Source organism: Sarcina sp. DSM 11001, assembly GCF_900101015.1.
Taxonomy (GTDB): domain Bacteria; phylum Bacillota; class Clostridia; order Lachnospirales; family Lachnospiraceae; genus CAG-791.
Genome location: NZ_FNFZ01000002.1, coordinates 72,739 through 92,007, shown reverse-complemented (window position 1 = coordinate 92,007; position 19,269 = coordinate 72,739). Strand labels below are relative to the sequence as shown.

General features: G+C 48.1%; 9 protein-coding genes. 5 read left to right on the top strand and 4 right to left on the bottom strand.

Annotation, left to right across the window (positions count from 1 at the left end):
* Nucleotides 1–185: 185 nt before the first annotated feature.
* From BLT02_RS01255 to BLT02_RS01245, 3 genes are all read left to right on the top strand, one after another.
* Nucleotides 186–1,286, top strand: a complete 1,101-nt coding sequence (locus BLT02_RS01255; RefSeq protein WP_092991052.1) for an iron-containing alcohol dehydrogenase family protein — start codon at nt 186–188, stop codon at nt 1,284–1,286.
* A 200-nt stretch (nt 1,287–1,486) separates the two neighbouring features.
* Nucleotides 1,487–2,626 carry a YkvI family membrane protein gene (locus tag BLT02_RS01250; protein WP_092991051.1) on the top strand — a complete coding sequence of 380 codons (1,140 nt, stop codon included), beginning with the start codon at nt 1,487–1,489 and terminating at the stop codon, nt 2,624–2,626.
* Between the two features lie 700 nt (nt 2,627–3,326).
* Entirely contained in the window at nt 3,327–4,124 is a 798-nt protein-coding gene (locus tag BLT02_RS01245; RefSeq protein WP_092991050.1) for a hypothetical protein, read from the top strand.
* A 293-nt stretch (nt 4,125–4,417) separates the two neighbouring features.
* Here the strand turns inward: BLT02_RS01245 and BLT02_RS01240 are convergent, their stop codons facing one another.
* On the bottom strand, nt 4,418–5,020 hold the full coding sequence (locus BLT02_RS01240; RefSeq protein ID WP_092991049.1) for a hypothetical protein: 603 nt from the start codon (nt 5,018–5,020) through the stop codon (nt 4,418–4,420).
* 338 nt (nt 5,021–5,358) lie between these two features.
* Here BLT02_RS01240 and BLT02_RS01235 point away from each other — a divergent pair, with 338 nt between their 5' ends.
* The gene (locus tag BLT02_RS01235; protein ID WP_092991048.1) at nt 5,359–6,579 is read left to right on the top strand and encodes an AAA family ATPase; all 1,221 of its coding nucleotides are present in this window, start codon (nt 5,359–5,361) and stop codon (nt 6,577–6,579) included.
* A gap of 41 nt (nt 6,580–6,620) precedes the next feature.
* Nucleotides 6,621–7,400, top strand: coding sequence for an inositol monophosphatase family protein (locus BLT02_RS01230; RefSeq protein WP_092991047.1), 780 nt, complete (start codon nt 6,621–6,623; stop codon nt 7,398–7,400).
* A gap of 87 nt (nt 7,401–7,487) precedes the next feature.
* On the opposite strand, the gene BLT02_RS01225 is transcribed toward BLT02_RS01230, so the two are convergent.
* The 3 genes from BLT02_RS01225 to BLT02_RS01210 all read right to left on the bottom strand — a co-directional run bounded on the left by BLT02_RS01225 (nt 7,488) and on the right by BLT02_RS01210 (nt 18,980).
* The gene (locus BLT02_RS01225) at nt 7,488–9,203 is read right to left on the bottom strand and encodes an AAA family ATPase (RefSeq protein WP_092991046.1); all 1,716 of its coding nucleotides are present in this window, start codon (nt 9,201–9,203) and stop codon (nt 7,488–7,490) included.
* Nucleotides 9,204–9,915: 712 nt separating this feature from the next.
* Nucleotides 9,916–17,844: a SpaA isopeptide-forming pilin-related protein gene (locus BLT02_RS01215; RefSeq protein ID WP_092991044.1), complete on the bottom strand. Its 7,929-nt coding sequence runs from the start codon at nt 17,842–17,844 to the stop codon at nt 9,916–9,918.
* Nucleotides 17,845–17,894: 50 nt separating this feature from the next.
* Nucleotides 17,895–18,980 (bottom strand): AP2 domain-containing protein, encoded by a 1,086-nt coding sequence (locus BLT02_RS01210; RefSeq protein ID WP_175453635.1) that lies wholly within the window; start codon nt 18,978–18,980, stop codon nt 17,895–17,897.
* Between the last annotated feature and the right edge of the window lie 289 nt (nt 18,981–19,269).

Genomic DNA, 19,269 nt, shown 5'->3' with positions numbered 1-19,269 from the left:
ATGAAGATTTGCAGGGGCGGGCTTTTTTGTTTTTCAGAAAAACTGCATTGGCGGAGGCTGTTTAAAAGGGTCACCGGATAACGAAAATCCCCCATAGTAAAACAGGCTTCGCACTTTTCCGGTGCGGGAAGTTCCAGGAAACAGGATGTTTACACAAAGTATTTAAAAGGGTCAAGGAGGAGTCTATGGAAGGCTACAGCATGTATTTTCCCTGTTATACGATCGGTCACGGCGTCTATGAAAAGGTCGGAAAGGTCTGCTGTGACTACGGCACTTCCGCCGTCATCATCGGCGGGCATAAAGCACTGGCGGCCGCGCAGGACAAACTTCTGCAGGCATGCCGGGAAGGGGGGATCACTGTTACCGGCATCCTGTGGTACGGCGGAGAATGCGCGTATGAGAATGTCGAACGGCTGGCCGCGGAGCAGGCTGTACAGGAGGCAAAGCTTCTGTTCGCAGTCGGAGGCGGCAAAGTCACAGATACGGTAAAGGCTCTCGGGGAACAAATCAACAAAGCTGTCTTTGCCTTCCCGACCATCACTTCGAACTGCGCGGGATGCACGAGCGTGAGCATTATGTACAACACGGACGGGAGCTTCCTGAAGCCCTTCTTTATTACCAGACCGCCGCTCCACACCTTCCTGGATCTGGATATCATCGCCGCGGCCCCCGCTCGCTACATGTGGGCCGGGATGGGTGACACGTACGCGAAGTTTTTCGAGGCGGACATGTCCTCCCGGGGCGAATCACTGAGCCATTATGTCGGGCTGGGGGTGACGATCAGCCGCATGTGTCTGGGACCGATTCTGGAGTACGGTGAACAGGCACTCCGGGATAATGAGGCAGGCATCGCGTCCGAAGCGCTTGAAAATGTCGTCCTGGCCATCAACGTGACAACCGCCCTGACCTCCATTCTGGTCACAAAGGACAAGATCATTGACTACAACACCGGCCTGGCGCACGCTATCAATTATGGTCTGACTTCTTACCCGGAGGTAGAGCACAATCACCTGCACGGTGAGATCGTCTCTTTCGGAGTGCTGGTCCTGCTCCTGGTCGAGTCTCAGGTCGATCCGTCCATGCGGGAAAAATTTGACCGCATGCTGGCCTTCAGCCGCGCAACAGGTCTTCCCACCCGTCTGGAGGATCTGGGGCTGTCCGCCGCAGATCAGGATGCCGTCATCGACAAGGCCCTCGCCATGCCGGATATTGACCACAACCCCTATGTGATCACAAGGGATATGATGGTGCAGGCCTTCGAAGAACTGCAGAAAATCACGAAATAATCGACAACCATCGCGATAATCACTACGATTATCACCAGATGTCTCCTCCTCGCCGGAAGGTCGAGCGAAATGACGCCGTAGATAGTCAGACCGCGATCACATGTTGCGGGGCTGACTTCGCAACGGCAGGATTGTCACCGCGCCCGGCTGCGCGGGCATGTAGCTATAAACTAATTATTATAAAGGTATGGAGGTTGAAAATGAAACAAAACAGAAGTACACCCGGCTCGCTGATCATGGGAGTTGCGTTCGTGTGGTTTACCACGCATTTCGGAGGAGGCTTCGCCTCCGGCGCCCAGCTGTATTCCTATTATCTGCGGTTCGGGCTCTGGTGCCTCCTGATGCCGGTGCTGGCTATGGCATATAATGCCTTCTTTTTCAGCTACTGTCTGCGGTATGCCAGAAAACATGAAGTGTATGACTACCGCTCCTACAACAACCATTTTTACGGACGGTTCGCACCGGTTTTCTCGAATCTCTTTGAATTTCTCTATATCGTCGTAATGTGCGTAGCCCCGGCAGTGGCCTTCGCGACGGGCGGCGCAACGCTCAGCACGGTCACCGGCCTGCCCTACCTGCTGTGTACACTGCTCATCGGAATCTTTATTTTCATTGTGGCAATTTTTGGTACAGACCTGGTACGGCGCGTTTCCTCCGTACTGTCAATCGTTATCATCGTAAGCCTGGTTGCCGTCTATGTCCCGAATATCATTGTGAACGCCGATGGGATCCGCGCATCCGTCGCAGCCATGCAGGCTGCGCCGGTCCCCTTTGGAAAGGCTCTCTATTCCGCTTTCCTGTACGGTACCTTCCAGCTGTGCAACGTCGCAGTCTTCGTCCAGCACGGCCAGGTTTTTGAGAAACCGGGCGACGCCAAAAAAAGCATGCTGATTGGCTGGGTGATCAACTCCGCCCTCATGCTGGTCGTAGTCCTGGGCCTGTTGACCGTCTACGCCAAGCCTGAAATGACGGAACAGTCCGTCCCCACACTGTTCATGGTGCAGCAGGGTGTGGGCGCCAGTGTTCTGACTCCTCTCATTTCCATACTGATCATCCTGGGGGCAGTGACTACCGCTGTCAACATGGTCGCCGCCATGGTCCGGCGTATTGGAAACGCGATCGAGACAGACGAAGAAAAAGCGCTCACTGATCAGGGAAAACCTGTCCTGAAGACCATCGTGATTGCCCTGGTATGCTGCCTGGCGGATTTCGGCATCGCCCAGTTCGGCCTGCTGACCCTGATCCAGCGCGCCTACAGTACCATCGCCTACCTGGCCATCCCGGTCATCCTGATCCCTTACATCGTCCACATGATCGTGACAAGATTTGACACAAAATAAGGCCTCGAAAACAGAGGTGCGGCTCCCCGCAGCGGGTTTTACTGCAGATGCCCGACTCACCAGCCCATCGGCGACTGACAACAACGATGCGGGCGGCAACACAGTTTCACAGTGTCCGAGATGGTGATTTTAATTCTAATTATGATTGAGACGGCACACTGGTACCGCTAAGAAGCGTGCACATCGGATTGTTTTCTGGTCGGCTGTCAGTCCAGGTAGTATCGTTCAATCCTGCGCAGGATCCTGGAGAAGTCATGCCCAGTGTCCTTTTCCATCTTTTCATTTCCTCGATCGTCACCATATCCACCCCCTATTGGAAATCGTCCGAAATTGTCTGGAATAATAATATCCGTTTTCCATGATCATTCTATATCAAAGCGGACATTAAATGTCAGCTAAAAAGGCAAATTCCGGCATAATCGGCTTGTGCTAATTTTTAAATTTATACAAAATCTGTTCTTTTGTGCTAAGATTAAATAAAGGGACTGCAGCACTGCGGAAAACAGGGATAATTAAAACAGGGGCAATATATGAACCAGTTTTATTTAAATCTATATATGAAGTAACCGCAAAAAACCTGTACCTCAGGACCTGTCACCTAAAAACCTGCGCGTTCGAAATGGTCAGATTATCGGCGGGCAGTTCCTCATCCCGAACAAACGGGATACCGGATACCACACGACATTTGAGGAGGGACATTATGCGTAAAATGTGGAAGAAATCAGTACCTGTCTTATGTCTGATGCTGATCCTGGGAGCTTTTGCATTCCCGGTCTCGGCGGCTGATACAAAGGTTACAGGCGGAGGAAGCAGGGGAACTGCTGAAACCATCAAAACGGACACATCTTATTACACTACGATCAAGAGTTCACAAACCTATTCTATTTTTAAATTTAAAACAAGCAGCATCCGGTCCTATTATTTAGTGTCAGTTTCCAACAGAAGTGTTTCACAGCCGATCAGTGTATATCTGCGCGGAACAGATAAAAAAGACGCCGGTGCAGTCAGTAACAACAAAAATATTGTAAAAACCAATGGATGCCTGTTTGAGGCAGACACGAAACCTCTGAAGACGAACAGCTGGTACTACATCATTATCAAAAACTCTAACAGAGGTGCGGGACAGGTCGGCTTCCATATCCTGTCCGCTGCAGATCCGGAAGGTGCTCTGATGCGCGAAGCAAAGAGTCTGAAAGTCGGCAAGAACTACTATGGGACAAATGACTTTGTTTTGGATAATGACTATTTCAAATTCGTACCCGAGGCGACAGGAAAGTACAGAGTAGTTGTCAAGAACCTGGATAATACTGATTGGATCAGAGGGTCTCTGGTGAATGGAAGCAATACAAAGCTGGGCGGAAATTCCCACATTGAGAAAGGGCAGTACATGAGCGTGACAACGAACCTGAAAAAAGGCGTTGCCTATTTCATTCATGTAAACAACCAGAATGACAGCTACAACCACTACAACTATAAAATATTCATCCAGAAGAAGTGATTTTCAAATTTCTGTGCACGATCCACTCTGATCGAGTAAGGGGAATAGACTAATACCGACCCATAAAAACTTATAAAAGAGAAATTATTGACAGTCAAACTTTTCTGTATTTAAATTTTCTGTATTTAAAAAAGAAATGTGGTAAATCCGGGAATACATAAACCTCAGGAAGACAGATGGACGGTTCTTTTTCTGCCAATCAGCAGACAAAAGAACCGTCTCTCTGTCTTTTTTATGCCCTGTATATTCCGCTTCCTATGTTCTGCATATTCTGCTTCCCCCACCAGAATGTTTCAGCAAATCCCTCTCTCCTCGATGAAGGGCCGGAATGCTGCCTTCAGTTCTTCCCAGTAGGGCGGGAAGCCTCCGAAACCTCTATAGATCCTTTCCCTGTCCTCTGTGAACTTTATCGTCAGCTCCCATCGTTCCCCGTCAGGAAAACTGCGGCTGACAAAAAAACCACCCCATTCGTGCAGATACAATTCTGTGTACAGCAGATTCAGCAGGTCATCCCATTCTGTTTCCGACATCAGGCGCTCATAAGCAGGCTGCCGCTCACAGACTGGTTCTGTATCCGTGCAGGCAGGACGGATCTCCAGCCGGATATGACCGTCTTTCTTATCCATAAAAATCTGCGGAAAGCCGTCATCGCGGAAATGGATGCCCGTGACAATGCAGCGATAGTATTCCAGGCCGCGTTTGGAGCGGAGAACAGGCCTCTTGCCAACATTCTGCCTACAGGCGAAACAATGGTACTGCGGATACCCATCCATAATGAGGCACCCGCCCAGATATACTTCTTCATTCTCCACCCGGCGCACCAGCTCTTCCGTATAATCCGGGAGTCCGAAGATAATAGGTGCAAGACGTGTACTGCCGCAAAAAGGACACTTCATTCTCCACCTCCAGTCACCAACAAGTAAAAAAAGTCGGTTTTCACTAATAATTGTCTCTATATATGAAGTCACAGACTTTATCTATTGCAATATTGTAACATTTCAGGGATGGGATTGGGAGAAAGATTTGCAGGATGAGGAGTAGACGAGGAGCAGACCTGGGAGCCGTCCCTCTGATCCCCTGAGGTCCTATTTTCCGGATGAAAAACAGGCAGGAATAGACTATAATGGTATCAGGCAGAGAACCTTGAAGAAAAAAAGATTTGACCGGGAATGCTCACAGGCGGCATATCTTTTTCAGATAGAATCATATAAACAGTAAAAAGGGAAAACAAAAAATGGGGACATATCTGAATCCGGGAAACGGCGGGTTTGCCAGGATTGCCAACAACGAATATGTTGACAAGACCGGCATGATCGGACTTTTGAATAAAGCCATAGGCACCACAAAAAATCTCACCTGCATCAGCAGACCGCGCCGCTTTGGAAAATCCTATGCGGCGCAGATGCTGTGCGCCTACTACGATGCGACCTGCGATTCACACGAACTGTTTGAAAAATACAGTATTTCTAAGGATCCTTCTTATGAGCAGCATCTCAACAAATATCATGTCATTGATCTTGATATCACAAATTTTATTTCAGAATCAAGGAAAGAAGGCCTCTCTCTCCGGGAGATTCCTATGCAGATCTCTGACGCGCTCCGGCGCGAGGTTGAGGAAATCCTTCCGGATGTCACAAAGAAGAAATCTCTAAATGATGTGCTGATTGAACTGGTAAACAGAACGGGGAAAAAAATCGTTTTTGTCCTTGACGAGTGGGATTCCATCATCAGAGAACCGGATACCGACGAAGAGGCTCAGCGAAGATATCTGAACCTGCTCAGGGGATGGTTTAAAAACAACAATTTCACACCTAAAGCTGTTGCGGCCGCTTATATGACAGGAATCCTTCCTATAAAAAAAGACAGTTCTCAGTCCGCAATCTCTGATTTTCAGGAATATTCCATGTTGGATCCGCAGGACTTTGCTGTATATGTGGGCTTCACGGAGGAGGAAGTACAGAAACTGTGCAGACTGCATGGAAGGAACTTTACCGCCATAAAGAGATGGTACGACGGGTACACTGTCGGAGACCGGCATTCTGTCTACAATCCCTATTCCGTGATGCAGGCTCTTGATACCGGAAAAATCAAGTCTTATTGGAAAAAGACTTCTGCCGCGGAAGCGCTCATGACCTACATCGACATGGATCAGGACGGACTTCAGGAAGATATTGCCAGGCTGATTGCCGGTGAAAGCATTGTGGTGGACCCGGACTTCTTCCAGAATGATGTCAAAACTTTTACCTGCAAAGATGACGTACTGACGCTTCTTATCCATCTTGGCTACCTGACCTATGAAGAAGTAACGGATTCCTATGATGACGATGAAGAAGATGTGCTGACCGGCCTGGCATGGATTCCCAATGAAGAAGTCCGGTCAGAATTCGATAAAACTCTTCGAAAGGCAAAACATAAAAGCCTGGTTGAACTGATCCGGAAATATAAGATCTGTTAAGGATATTTTCCAGGTCATTACAGACAAGGAGGAGCAGCGAAATGTCCGAAGAAAAGCTGATGGAAAAAATCAAAGACATCACAAGAGAAGCCGGAAAAATCATGCTGACAGCTGTCCATCCGAAAGTAATGGAGAAAGGCGGTCATGCGAATTTCGTCACGGAAACCGACGAAAAGATCCAGGCTTTTCTGATTGAAAATCTGAGGACAGTGCTGCCTGAAGCTGCCTTCCTGGGCGAAGAGGACGGGCAGGATGTGTTCACCGAAAAAATGAGCAGCGGCTACTGCTTCGTGATCGACCCGATCGACGGAACTTCCAATTTTATGTTTTCCTACCGCCCCTCAGTGATCTCTGTCGGCCTCCTCAAAGACGGAAAGCCATACATGGGGGTCGTATATAATCCCTTTGAAAATATGATGCTGCATGCCGTTTCCGGACAGGGCGCCTTTTCGAACGGGGAGAGAATCATGTCCTCAGAATCTCCCCTGTCCGAGTCTCTGGCAGTGTTCGGAACCTCGCCCTACTATGACGGATTCAGGGACCGCACCTTTGCGCTGGCAAAGGACCTGCTGCCGCTCTGTGTGGATCTGCGCAGATCCGGCAGTGCCGCATGGGACCTGTGCTGTGTGGCCCTGGGCAGGTGCGGCCTGTATTTTGAACTGTGGATCCAGCTCTGGGATTACGCCGCAGCCGCGCTCATCGCGGCAGAAGCCGGATGTACTGTTACAGACCTTGAGGGAAATCCCCTTACGTGGGATGGCCCCACCCCGCTGATCTGCCTCTCAAGAGGCGTAAAAGAAATTCCGGACATTTTCAGCTGAATCCTGCATTTCCTTTGCTGAATGAATAGCTTTCAAATAAAAAGAAGAGAGAGAAGCTTTCCCAAAAGGGTCTGCTTCTCTCTGTTTTTATTCCGAATCTTTGAGCGCCATTTCGGCAGCGTAATTCGTCCGGCGGATCAGACAGGTATGCTTTTTCGTCCTGGTGCTGTAGTTAATTCCGACAAAGAGTACCTCCGGACTGTCCTTCATGCGTTGGATGTAATTCTTATCACGGATCTGGGCGATAGCAGCACGGGCACTCCGGTTATATTTCAGTTCCATGATGATTGGAATGTGTCTGTGGTCTAACGGGGAAAACAGGAAATCCACGAAGCCTTTCCCGGATTTTTCCTCCCTGCGCACTTCATACCAGTCAGATGCGGCGTAATATGCATACATGATGACGCAGGCGAGAGAGTTTTCATCAGAATAAACAATAAAAGGGATCTGCTCATCGTGAGTTCTTTCTATTGCTGCCGCCACCTCTTTTTCCCTGCCTGACAGAGTAGCTTCCAGAAGCTTTCTCGATTCCTCCAGTGTCATGTGCACACCAAGGGTCCCTCTGTCCAGCACTCTGGAAAACTTCTGAGTCAGCTCCAGGTTCGGGATGGACAGTTTTCCATCATGATAGGCCAGAAACCCGTAAACGACCATTGCGGAAAGAATATCTTTTTTCGTCGTAGGGACCCTCTCCTCCGCTCCAAATCCGTCCAGCTGGATCTCAATTGATTCTCCGGCGAGCATCCTGAGTATATCCCCTCGGATTTCAAAAGCATTTCCCGCAATAAGGTTCGCTATGTCGTCCATAGGGCCTGTTCCGACCCAGTTATTCTGACACCTTCCGTCAATCAGCGCCTTGCAGACAGAATCCGGATTATAAATATGCCCGCCATCAGACCTGCGGACATATCCGTCGTACCAAAGACGAATCTCCTCTATATCCGGAACTGTTGTCCTCATACCGTTGGCCCCTGCCTGCCTTTCCTGAGCCTGTACCCTCCTATCCGGAGCCTGTGTCTGGCTTTCCTGGGCCTTTACCTGCCTTTCCTGAACCTTTACCTGCCTTTCCTGAACCCGTGCCCTCCTGTTTTCAATCAGCCCCTGTATTTCCTCTTCGGAAAAACCATAGTACTCCTCGAACCCGATTCTCCCGAAGCTGTTGAACTCATGGAACATATTCATCGGCGATCCGGAAGTATATTTTGCAATGGGAAGTATCCCTGTCAACAAGGCGAGATGCACATAAGCTCTGTTTTTGAACAATCCCCGCAGAAAAAGAACATAAGAAAGCCTGTCTTCTTCTGTCATAAAGCCCGACTCAAATACAGCGTCCCACTCGTCCAGAATAAAGACGAAGGACTCCCCCGTTTTTGACAGCAGGGATGGGAGATCATCCACATCGGTGACTTCCATCGCAGGGAAAGCTTCTACCAGGTCCATCCGCAGCCGGGTCCGAATCCGGTCCAGAAACTGCGTAAAAGAATAGGCCTCTCCCAGCTCAGGCAGGAAATCCATGTGGATCACATGAAAACTGTTCCGAAGCCCCCATATCTCCTTCCGTTCCTCGACAGCAAGCCCGGAAAAAAGTTCCTCCGCATCCTGCCCTTTTGTAAAAAAAGCGGAAAGCATGTTAGCTGCCATGGTTTTACCGAAACGTCTGGGCTTTGTGATGGCTATATATTTATTCTCCTTCCGGGCATATCTGTAAATATCGTCAATCAAAGCAGATTTGTCAACGAAATCCGTGTGCTGCCGGGCTTCACGGAACATGGATGCCCCGTTTGCGGTATCCAGGTAATACATTTATTTTTGGTCCTTTCCTGTGTGCGTACTGGTAAATGACCGCTGCTGCCAGTAAATCCGACAGCCTGATCCATTAATTCCATGCGGATCCTGATGTTTTCTGTATTGCATTATTGTATCATTTCAGGAGGTAAATTGGGAAAAAGATTTTGTTTTGCATGGAAAGCGCAATGACATTCTATCAAATAAAGAACAAAGAGAAGCATTTCCAAAAGGATCTGCTTCTCTCTGTTTTTGTTGTACCGGGTTCTGCTTCATGATCGGGCTCCAAGCTGAATAATAATACTTACCGTCAGCTTTCGATTTTCCGGATACCTGGATCCGTATGTAATAGGTCTTTCCGGATTTCAGATTCTTGAATGTCCTGGATGTGGTGCCGGAACCTGTGATTCTCACTTTTGTGGCGTTTGTGAACTTTGGACTCAAACTATACTGCATCAGATAACCTCCTGACGACAGGACCTTTTTGTTCCATTTCACAGTCAGCTTCTTTTTCCCGGCTTTGACCTTGGTGATCTTTGTTGTCCTGGGAACGATGGGGAATGTCTTTACAATTATCTTTAAGCAGGAAAAAAGCACCGATCCGTAAGACCGATGCTTCTCCATGGCGGCTTCATAAAAGATGATGTCATCCTCATCGATAAAACTGAGAGCAACTGATCATCACTCTCGCTTTCTCACAGCCCGTTTATCGTCCTATTACACAAGTTTCCTAAACAAGATTCTGCCGCCTCCACAGCAGCACACCGGCCAGACAGATCATGACCGACCCAAGGATCGTGAAGAGCCTTGTTCCGGGCCCGCCGGTGGAAGGAAGTTCTACGCCTTTCTGGTTTATAATGGTAAAAATAAATGTACCATCCTCCTCATTGAGTTTTACAAGTTCAGTATTCTCAAATCCTGTAAGTTTTCCATCTACACTCAACGTAAATGGAATCTCTTCTGAAAAATCCAAATACCCGGGAAGCGGCGTTCCTTCGGTGATCTTGTAATCACCTGGAAGTAAATCTTCGAATGTAAGGATCCCATTCTCTGTTTTTACATCGGTATAGCCTTCCACTTTGATATATTCTCCGCCTGAACTGCCGGTTCCTCCCTTCTGCCAGAGTGTAAAAGGAACATTGGACAAAAGTGTTTCATCATCATCCACCTTTTTAATCTGGACATCTGATTTAATAATTATTGGCGTATTCGTAATTGTCAGTTCACGTATTCTTCCACTTTCCCCGGAGTAGTTATCGTATTCATAAACTGCTCCAAGTTCATAGACGATTCCAGAGGTTGTGGCAGAGACCTCTTTCAAATAGTAATAATAAGTATTTCCTTCACTGTCCTTTACGGGAAGGTTTTGCCACTGAAATTCCCACTCATTCCCGCTGTTCAGCTCGACCGGTTCACCTACGGGATCTGCATCTGCCGGAAGAATGAGACCGGAATGGCTGATTTCATCTGTAAATGTCTTCTGGTCTCCCCCTGCTTTCAAAGGGGCTGCATTCATTTTTCGAACTGCCGTCTTCCTGGATTTTGCTGCATTCTCCCCATTGATCCGGACCGTAAATGTGCCGGGCTGAGCGTTAAAATACAGATCGCCAGTCCATCCATCAGTGAAGTTCTGCGACTTAATCACATTTCCATTCGGATTAACCACACTGATGGTTCCGCTTGTAATGTGCTCCGCCTGCACATGCAGTTTGTAGCGAATTGTCTGATTGTCCGAATCCTTTACGTTCATTTCCGTGATCGTGCTGCTTGTGGTTGAATCATTCAGAATACCATCCGGGAAACTGTACTGGTTCTTGTCCCAGATGTCATTACCATTTTGGTCGACCCTGTGGACGCTTTGATTTATCTGGATCATCCATTGGTCATTTCCGGTGGCTTTGATCCCGTTTGCCACTACCTGCAGCGCCATCTTCCCCTCGGAAACCTCTGGTATCGTAATCTGTCCAACGGCATGAGCAGCGCTTCCCTGCCCTGAAAAGCTTCTCGTTCCATCGGCTCCGGTCACATAGTCCCCTTTGCCCGAATACTCGACGGTGTACTGGACAGTTTCATCATCCTTGATACAAGGCAGCGTCTGCGTGTATGCCCAGTTATTTGACTTTTTCAGTACCACTGTGGCTACAGTAACTCCATCAGCGTCTTTCACCACAGCGGTAATCTCTCCATTATCAGGCGGAGTAACGCTTTCGCCTTTGTCGTTTACCCAGGTGACGTCAAACGGAACAGCCATGGTCGTATTTACCGGATCAGGTTTCTTTACTGTTGCCTCCAGGGTGACCTTACCGTTTGCGCCGACAACTGCGGACGGCTGTGTCACAACAACACGCTGTACATTTACTCCGCCGAATCCGCCGCTCTGCTGCTGAAGATATGTCACTGTGTAGGTGATATTCTTCCCGTCCTCACCCTTCTTAGGCAGGTCTGATTTTGTAGCGGCCCAGTTGTTGTCCGGATTAAGTTCCACTGTCCAGCTGTTCTCTCCGTCAGAGATCTGTGCGACGATTTTCCCGGATTTCGGGATGTTTTTCAGGTCAGCACTGGTTCCGTTTTCATACAGCCACCGTGTATTTACAAGGATTGAAATCTTTTCATCTGCAGGATCATCGTGAATAGGAGGAGTATCATTTTCCACGCTCACACGATACAGCTGAACAGTCACCTTGTCATTGGGATGATTCTTATTATCATCCGACCATTTCTTCAGCACAGACAGCTCAGTGATCTCATTGGTCAGGAGGCCCTTGATGCCATGTACCGTCTCATTATTGACCGTGACGTCTGTATTCTCTGTCATCTCAGCCTGCACCGGCAGCAGTACATACGGAGAGCCCGCCGGCAGAACGGACCCCGCCGGATTTTCTTCAACCGTATATTTGTATGTCACCGGATACTCTTTGTTCGATTCAATGCCCAAAGCCTGCATTTCCACAGTTATAGCAAGCGGAGATTTCCATTTCCCAACCTGGGAAAGGTTCTCTATAATATGGGAGTCATGCGTCTTCGTCAGAAGCGCGTCGTCTTCAGCTGTGAATATAACAGCTGACGTATCGGGAATCTCCTTCAAACCATCGTCGGTTTCCAGATACACATGCCTGATGACTTTATAACTGATCTGACATCCTTCCGGCCACTGAGCCTCGTCGGTCGTTCCGGCCTTTACCCATTTCTTAGTAACCTGCAGCGGGCGCTGCTTGTAGTTGATGACACCGTTTCCAATCAGATGGTCTTTGTTCTTCCAATAGATCGTCGCATAATTGTCATCGGCCGGATCCCCGACACGGGATGCCGTAACTACGGCAGTGTACACCTTTCCGTCCGGGTCATATCCCGTGGGAGCGCTTGTCTCCTTCATATAATAAGTGCCGATGGGAATCTTGTCGAAGATAACCTCACCACTGCTATTTGAAATGGAGGTCGCTTCCTCATAGTAGTTCACCATATGACCGCCTTCAATCTTTGATCTGGGGATCATGAGAGGCTGGGTACATTGCTCATCCTTATAGAGTTTAAACTCTGCGCCGGGAATCCTGTTGTTATCCGCATCAATCTTATTGAATTTTATCCTTTTATATGGAATTGTGTTAAACTCGATCATGCAGTTGGAGTCACCGCCGCCACGCTCCATATAGAACACCTGCAGCTTATGCGTTCCAAACGAATTGACGGCTACATTTCGATCCCCGATCAGGTTGTCCAGGTCAGGGCTGTATGCATTGTCTATGAGAGTACCGCCATTCTTGTCCTGGTATGTAACTTCACCTGTCGTAAAGTCAATCTTTCCGCCGATAGGCTGGTGGATACCTCCGATATCCAGAACAAGTTTCCCGTCAACAAAGACCCACATATCATCATCACCAGAGAATTCAAAGGTAATGTGATTGTCTTTCGGATCAAGCTTGTCCTCCGGGATGTCAAATTCCACGTCCATGGACATCCCAAAATGATGGTTCGGATACTGGTTAGAACTCAGAAATCCGTTTTTGACCGCGTCTTCATCAAGCTGAGAAAACGGGAAGAAACCGATCGGGAACTGCTTCCCATCCTTTGTGTAATAATATGTTTTGTCGTATACTTCGAATTCCTTCGTATCTTTATTGTAATAAGCGTAATGTCCGGCTCCTCCGTCCGAAGTCATACCACTGTTATATACATAATAGCCATTTTCTTCGGAGAACAGTTTATTAGCCGGGTAATATTTCTTATCTGTACCATCTTTCTTTTCGAACAAATACTCCAGTGACTCTCCACTTGTTGTCTGTGGATAACCCTTGCTATTTATGTCAGTCGACACAATCGTCTTTCCGAGTTCGTCACCGAGCCATGCATTGTATTCGGGATGGTTTGCCGCACTGGTATAGGTAGGTCCACCTGCCCAGAATTTCAGGACGTGGCCATTATTGATACCATGTTTCATATAATAATCTCTGACAGTGCTCCATTGGCCATCATACGTTCGGCACCAAAGCTCATTCAGCTGATTGTCAAGGTCATAATCAAACAGACTCATAGTGATTCCGATATCACTATTATTGACCGTATCAATGGTATTTGAATACGGCGTTGTCTTTCTGCTTTTAACAGTAAATGTTTTAGTCGCTCTGGGATACGTTGTGTGTTGGAGGGTAAAAGTACCTTCATTAATGATTGAAAGCACCCTATGCTGATTGTCACCACGTTCACTCAGATCTATGCATTCATTAGTTACATTTGACACCAAATAGTTTTTTGCATCATATCCTTGGAATTGCATAGTCTCGCCGATATAGAGTGTATCTGGAATAGCATTAACACTATTCGGATTTGTGTAATCACCATAATAAGAACCAAAGCAATAAACTGAGAAGGAGTCTGTATAGAATGACAGGGTCAGACCCGGCTTTTCTTCTAAATCATTTTTGACATCTCTCACGAACGATGTCTCATTTGTCTCATCGTAGTGAATGATTGAAAAAACATCCTGTGGTACTTGATCTGCCACCGAGCCATCATTCTCAGTTTTAATTTCTGATGCAGACAGTTGAGAAACGGGGACACCATTCAGCCAGACGCCCGATCCTTCCAAAAAGACCTCGTCTTTGAATTCATCCGGCACGTTTCCATTGGAGGAAGACTCCAACTGATCCTCATCGTTATCATTGCTCAGCATTTTTTGCGCAAGTTCCTTGAGCATACGGACTTCCACGGCAACAGTGCTGCCGTCTGCCGGCTCAATTTCTACATTTCCATCCATGATAGCAATATCAAAGAAAGCAAGGCTGTCAGGAGCTGAGCCCTGTTTACCTTCGTAAGCACGATCAGCTTTCTTCCTGAGTTCCTCATACTGACTGTCTTTTTCAGTGATTTCCCTGACCTTCAGTTCAGCTCCTTTCGGAATCTGCGCGTCTTCTCCATATGTGACAGTGATCTCATAGGTGTCTCCTCTCGCACTTATTACAGTCTTTTTAATCTGTGCATCGGTGACACTGATTGTGAATATCTCACCGTCCTTCATATATACCGTCAGGCTTTCTTCGCTCAAAAACGGTTTTAAAGATATCAGGACCCAATCGCCCGCGGCTGCCGTCTGCGAATTAATCTCCGCAATCTGTTCTTCTGTCAGTTCTGCGCTGTATTCTGGGTCCAGTTTGTTTGCTTTCTTCAGAAGGCCGACTGTGCTCTCTTTGTCAACCTTCCCAACCCATACCAGATCCGAATTGGAGAACTCAACTTTATCCACGTCTGCGACAAATTCTTTTGTCTCTTCGCTTATCTGCAGGTCGTCCTGTGTCAGCGCAGATGTAACCGGCATATTCTCCTCTTCCCGGGCTCCTGCAGACTTTTTCCCGGAGTCACTCTGCGTGTTGTTTTCTGCTACACCGAGGACTTCCATAAGTTTTGAAAAACTTACAAATCCGCCCCCTGGTATAGAAAATTCATACATTTTCCCATTTACTTGCCAGTTGAAATCCACTGTGTACACAATAGCGTAGACAGAGAAGGTTCCTGTTTCAAATGTAATGGTGTCAGTATCGTCCTTTTTACTATTTTCAGTTGAAATCTGCTTTTCAGTTTCTACGATCGTCGCAGAAGGAGTCTTGCTGTCCCCCTCCTCGTCTATGGTTTCTTCGGTCTCCGTATCCTCTTCCGTTTCTCTTTTTTCCTCTGCCGATCCTCTATTTGTTTCCTTGTTCATTACCCGTGAATGCTCTGTCTCGGCTTCATCTGTCTTGCCAGCAGGGGTCTTATCCGTCACGGAATCAGTTACATGTACAACAACCGGAGCCGTAGAGTTATCCTCGACAGCCTGTTTGATGCTTTCGCTCTTTATAGAGACCCTGATGGGTTTGAGGGGTTCAATCTCGGAGCCTTCCGTGTTCCAGAAGCTGATGTCCACGGCGTGGAAGCCACGCGTTTTACTACTGACTGCATCGTCAGCGGTCACGGCTTCTTCGACAGCGGAGGCGACGGTGCCCATGTCTTCAACGGTGGAGAGTTTCATGGTGGTCCCTTCCGGGAAGGTTCCTTCGTCTGCCTCCACATGGACAGTCAGTTCGGTCTCTTCCGGAATCGAGTTCGTTTGTCCGTTTTCTGTATCTGTGGACAAAGCTCCCATGGAAGCTGTGATGGAATCCCGGAATGTCAGGGCAGGGTAACGCAAAGGCAGTTTCTCCGCCCTGTCACCTATCCCTGCTGTATCCGGATTTACGTCTTTATCTGAATCTGATTTTTCCTCTGATTCTGTCCCTTTATCTGAATCATATTTTTTATCTGCTTCTTCTGTTCTGCCATCGGAAGCAGTTACAGAACCTGCAGCGCTTTCCCGCAGATGAAGGGTCTTGCTGATCTCGTCTATATCTAATCCCGACTGTGACTTACTGGTTTTCGGAACAAAGACGATAGTTGCCTCTTTCTCTACAGTCTCTTTTTCGCTGAGATCAGTCTTAGCTAAATCAGTTTTGACTGGATCAGTTCCGGTTGAACCAGCCTTAGTTCGATCAGCCTTGGCTCCATCAGTCTCGCTTCGATCCGTCTCGGCCTGATCATCTTTGCTCTGCTCCGAATCCTTATTTTTCTTTGATTTTACATCAATGGTCTCAAAATCAATCTGGTCGGTTCTGAGATCAAAGGTCATCCAGCCCTGGATCTCCTGTCCGGCACTGGTGGGTTTTCCGGCACTGTCATAGGTGTGCTGGTTTTTCCGAACAGAGTAGGGAGTGAAGGTAAAAACGAGGTCAGTTCCCAACCTGGTTCTGGTCCCGTTCTTTGCTGCATCGAAATCGTCTGTATCATAGACATCTTCGACTTTTACGGTCGCAGAAATGTACTCCTGCCCGTCCGACTCCTTGTGCTTTGCGAAATAGTCTTCAAAGTTATCGGAAGGCTTGCGGGTTCCTTCAATAGCTTCCACGCCAAGAGTCTGGCTGTATTTGACGGGATCCGTGATCTCCAGTGTGTCCATGTTGACATACTGGTTCGAGATGCCGTTTACGTTGGAATTGATAGACTCCATCTGACTGTCTGAAAGATGGATGTTCGAAGGCAGGCGGTAACGGGCTGCGGCGTTTGTGTCATTGAGGCCCCCTGCAGGAATGGAGTACGCCAAATAGACCCGGATGATATCTGCCGGAGCTAAAACGGTATCTTCATCCAGGGGCTTCCAGTCCGTTATATCCACGGAATTCTCAGGAACAGTTTCTCCGTCTTTGGCGTGAAAATAGTAGAGGCCGGTGCTGTCTGTGAGGATCCGGTCGAAATCCAGAGAATCCAGCACAGGAACATATGCATCTCCTGAGGCAGTGCCCACGACTGTGGATGTGCCGGATGCAGAGGATGTAGTAGATGAAGTAAATAAAGCAGATGCTTCATCAGATGCTTCATCATTTGTAGTCTTCCCGGAGGCTGTAGAACTCCCGGAACCTTCAGAAGATCCGGATGCTGCAGAAGACCCGGAATTTACGGCACCTGTACTATCTGTATAACCTGTATTATCTATATTTTCAATATCCGTTTCTGCTGTGGAAGCTGATGCGCCCGCCCCCTCCCTGCCGACTGTTTCGGTCGACGCAGAAGACGCGTTTGTCTCTATGGACGCCGCTGAACCCGTACTGCTGACTGCCGCACTCTCCGTGTTTATTTCTGCATCATCAGAACGATAACAGGCCTGACTGTGGGTATGCACTTCCTTCCCGCATGTCAGCACCTTCTTATAGCAGCTGTCATCATGCTTGTGTCCGGCGTTCTCCTCCTGGCCGCACACAAGGTCATGGACTTCTTTGTAGCAGCCATTCTCTTCGCTGTGGACATGTTCGGCCTTTCCACAGGTCAACTTGCCATTCTCGTCATAACAGCCGGCATCATGCTGGTGTTCGTCAATCCGGCAAATCAACTGCAGATCCACACTGTAGCAGGACTCGTCATGATGGTGCCCGGAGCTCTCCGGAATGTCACAGACAAGCACATCTTCATAACAACTGTCATCATGCTGGTGGGCTTCTATGCCGCACTGTGCCTCTGCCTCCATAGTAATGGCCGGTAATACTAAAGCATACGTTGTCACAAAGACAACAATGGCCGCAACCGTGCTCACAAGTCTGGTAAAAATGCGGCGCGTTTTGCGGTCCCTCAATATCTGTCTGATCCTTCGAAGTAATGCTCTCATATTTACTTGCGCTTCTTTCTGTTAAAACATATGTTGTTTGATGTCTGCCGTTAATCCCCGGTACCTGTTTGCTGCATTTCCTCTGCAGTCCTGGCATCGTACTCTTCGAGGAACTCTCCAAAGTATTTCTGTTCGCCGCGTTTACGGGCGATCGTTGCTTCCCCGATGGTATTGTAGCTTCCCAGGTAGATCATCTTTCCTTTAAACATGATCTGCGCGACCCAGCGCTGCTGTCTTTTCTGCCAGTACACCCCCCGGACTCCGGAACTGTTATTCTGTGGGATCGTCCCCTTCAAAAGAGCAGATCTCAGGATCTCTACGCAGGTTCCGTCAACCAAAGTCCGGCGGTCTTTCAGCGACCTGCCGAGACATCCGCAGCTGGAGGTGTGTCCGCGCAGAAGGCTCGTCTGGACAACGACAGTTTCATTTCCGCAGTCACAAAGACATTTCCAGTAATGATAACCGTTTCGCTTTCCATCATAGGCTGTTACCGTCAGCCTGCCGAATCGTTTTCCTACCCAATCGTACAGGGGCGGGCGTGAAAGACAGCCGCAGCTCTTTCGATTACCTGATTTAAGTTCCGAACTCGTGGCCTCTACGGTATTTCCACAGTCACACTTGCAGTTCCAGAGGACCCGGCCGTTTGCATCCCGCTTGATTCTGCTCTGGACAGGCTTTCCAGATGGTGAAGTAATATCTTCTGCAGCCAGGCCAAGTACCAGCAGCTTCCCGAACCGCCGTCCTGTGAAGTCTTCCCGGCTGTAGCGTTTATTCAAGGCTTCTCTGTAATATTCACAGGAAGGCTCCTTACAGGAAACTGCCCTGCCGCTTCTCAGTTCACGGCTTACCGCCCCATATTCATTTCCGCAATCGCAGCGGCAGCGCCATACCACGTATCCGCATTTTCGTTCTTCTGTCTGTTCAAGAACAGTGAGATGACCGAAACGAGCTCCGCATATGATTCTGGAAGTCTTTTTCGATTGCAGAGGCTGGCCGGACCGGGTCGAAACATTTTGCTGTGTCCGGTACTTTGCCCTGACCAGGCACTTCTGACTTTCCGACTGTATATTGCGTTCTGACCGTTTCAGTTCTTCCGTTTTTTTCAAGTGCTCCGGCACTATCATTTGCCTTGACATTATTGTGATGCCTCCAAACTTAATTAGTATTTCGCCGCAGGTCATATGGCTGCATCTTACCTGGTTTCTTGTTATCTATGATGTCCTTATCATGGTCATATCCAGACTCGGCGGTATGACCAAATGCATTATACGAATTGAACAATATAAGAAAGCGTCACAAGCTGAGGAAAAAGCATAATTGTGTGAAATTTTAAACAAAATTTCTCTTTGTATTCATGGCAAATCAGTACCCGATATGGACGGAATCATTTTTTGTTTATTCAAACGCTCTAAATGCGCTTTATCG

Coding starts and splice junctions, on each gene's coding strand:
- BLT02_RS01255 (WP_092991052.1), top strand. CDS start 186: ATGGAAGGCTACAGCATGTATTTTCCCTGTTATACGATCGGTCACGGC.
- BLT02_RS01250 (WP_092991051.1), top strand. CDS start 1,487: ATGAAACAAAACAGAAGTACACCCGGCTCGCTGATCATGGGAGTTGCG.
- BLT02_RS01245 (WP_092991050.1), top strand. CDS start 3,327: ATGCGTAAAATGTGGAAGAAATCAGTACCTGTCTTATGTCTGATGCTG.
- BLT02_RS01240 (WP_092991049.1), bottom strand. CDS start 5,020: ATGAAGTGTCCTTTTTGCGGCAGTACACGTCTTGCACCTATTATCTTC.
- BLT02_RS01235 (WP_092991048.1), top strand. CDS start 5,359: ATGGGGACATATCTGAATCCGGGAAACGGCGGGTTTGCCAGGATTGCC.
- BLT02_RS01230 (WP_092991047.1), top strand. CDS start 6,621: ATGTCCGAAGAAAAGCTGATGGAAAAAATCAAAGACATCACAAGAGAA.
- BLT02_RS01225 (WP_092991046.1), bottom strand. CDS start 9,203: ATGTATTACCTGGATACCGCAAACGGGGCATCCATGTTCCGTGAAGCC.
- BLT02_RS01215 (WP_092991044.1), bottom strand. CDS start 17,844: ATGAGAGCATTACTTCGAAGGATCAGACAGATATTGAGGGACCGCAAA.
- BLT02_RS01210 (WP_175453635.1), bottom strand. CDS start 18,980: ATGTCAAGGCAAATGATAGTGCCGGAGCACTTGAAAAAAACGGAAGAA.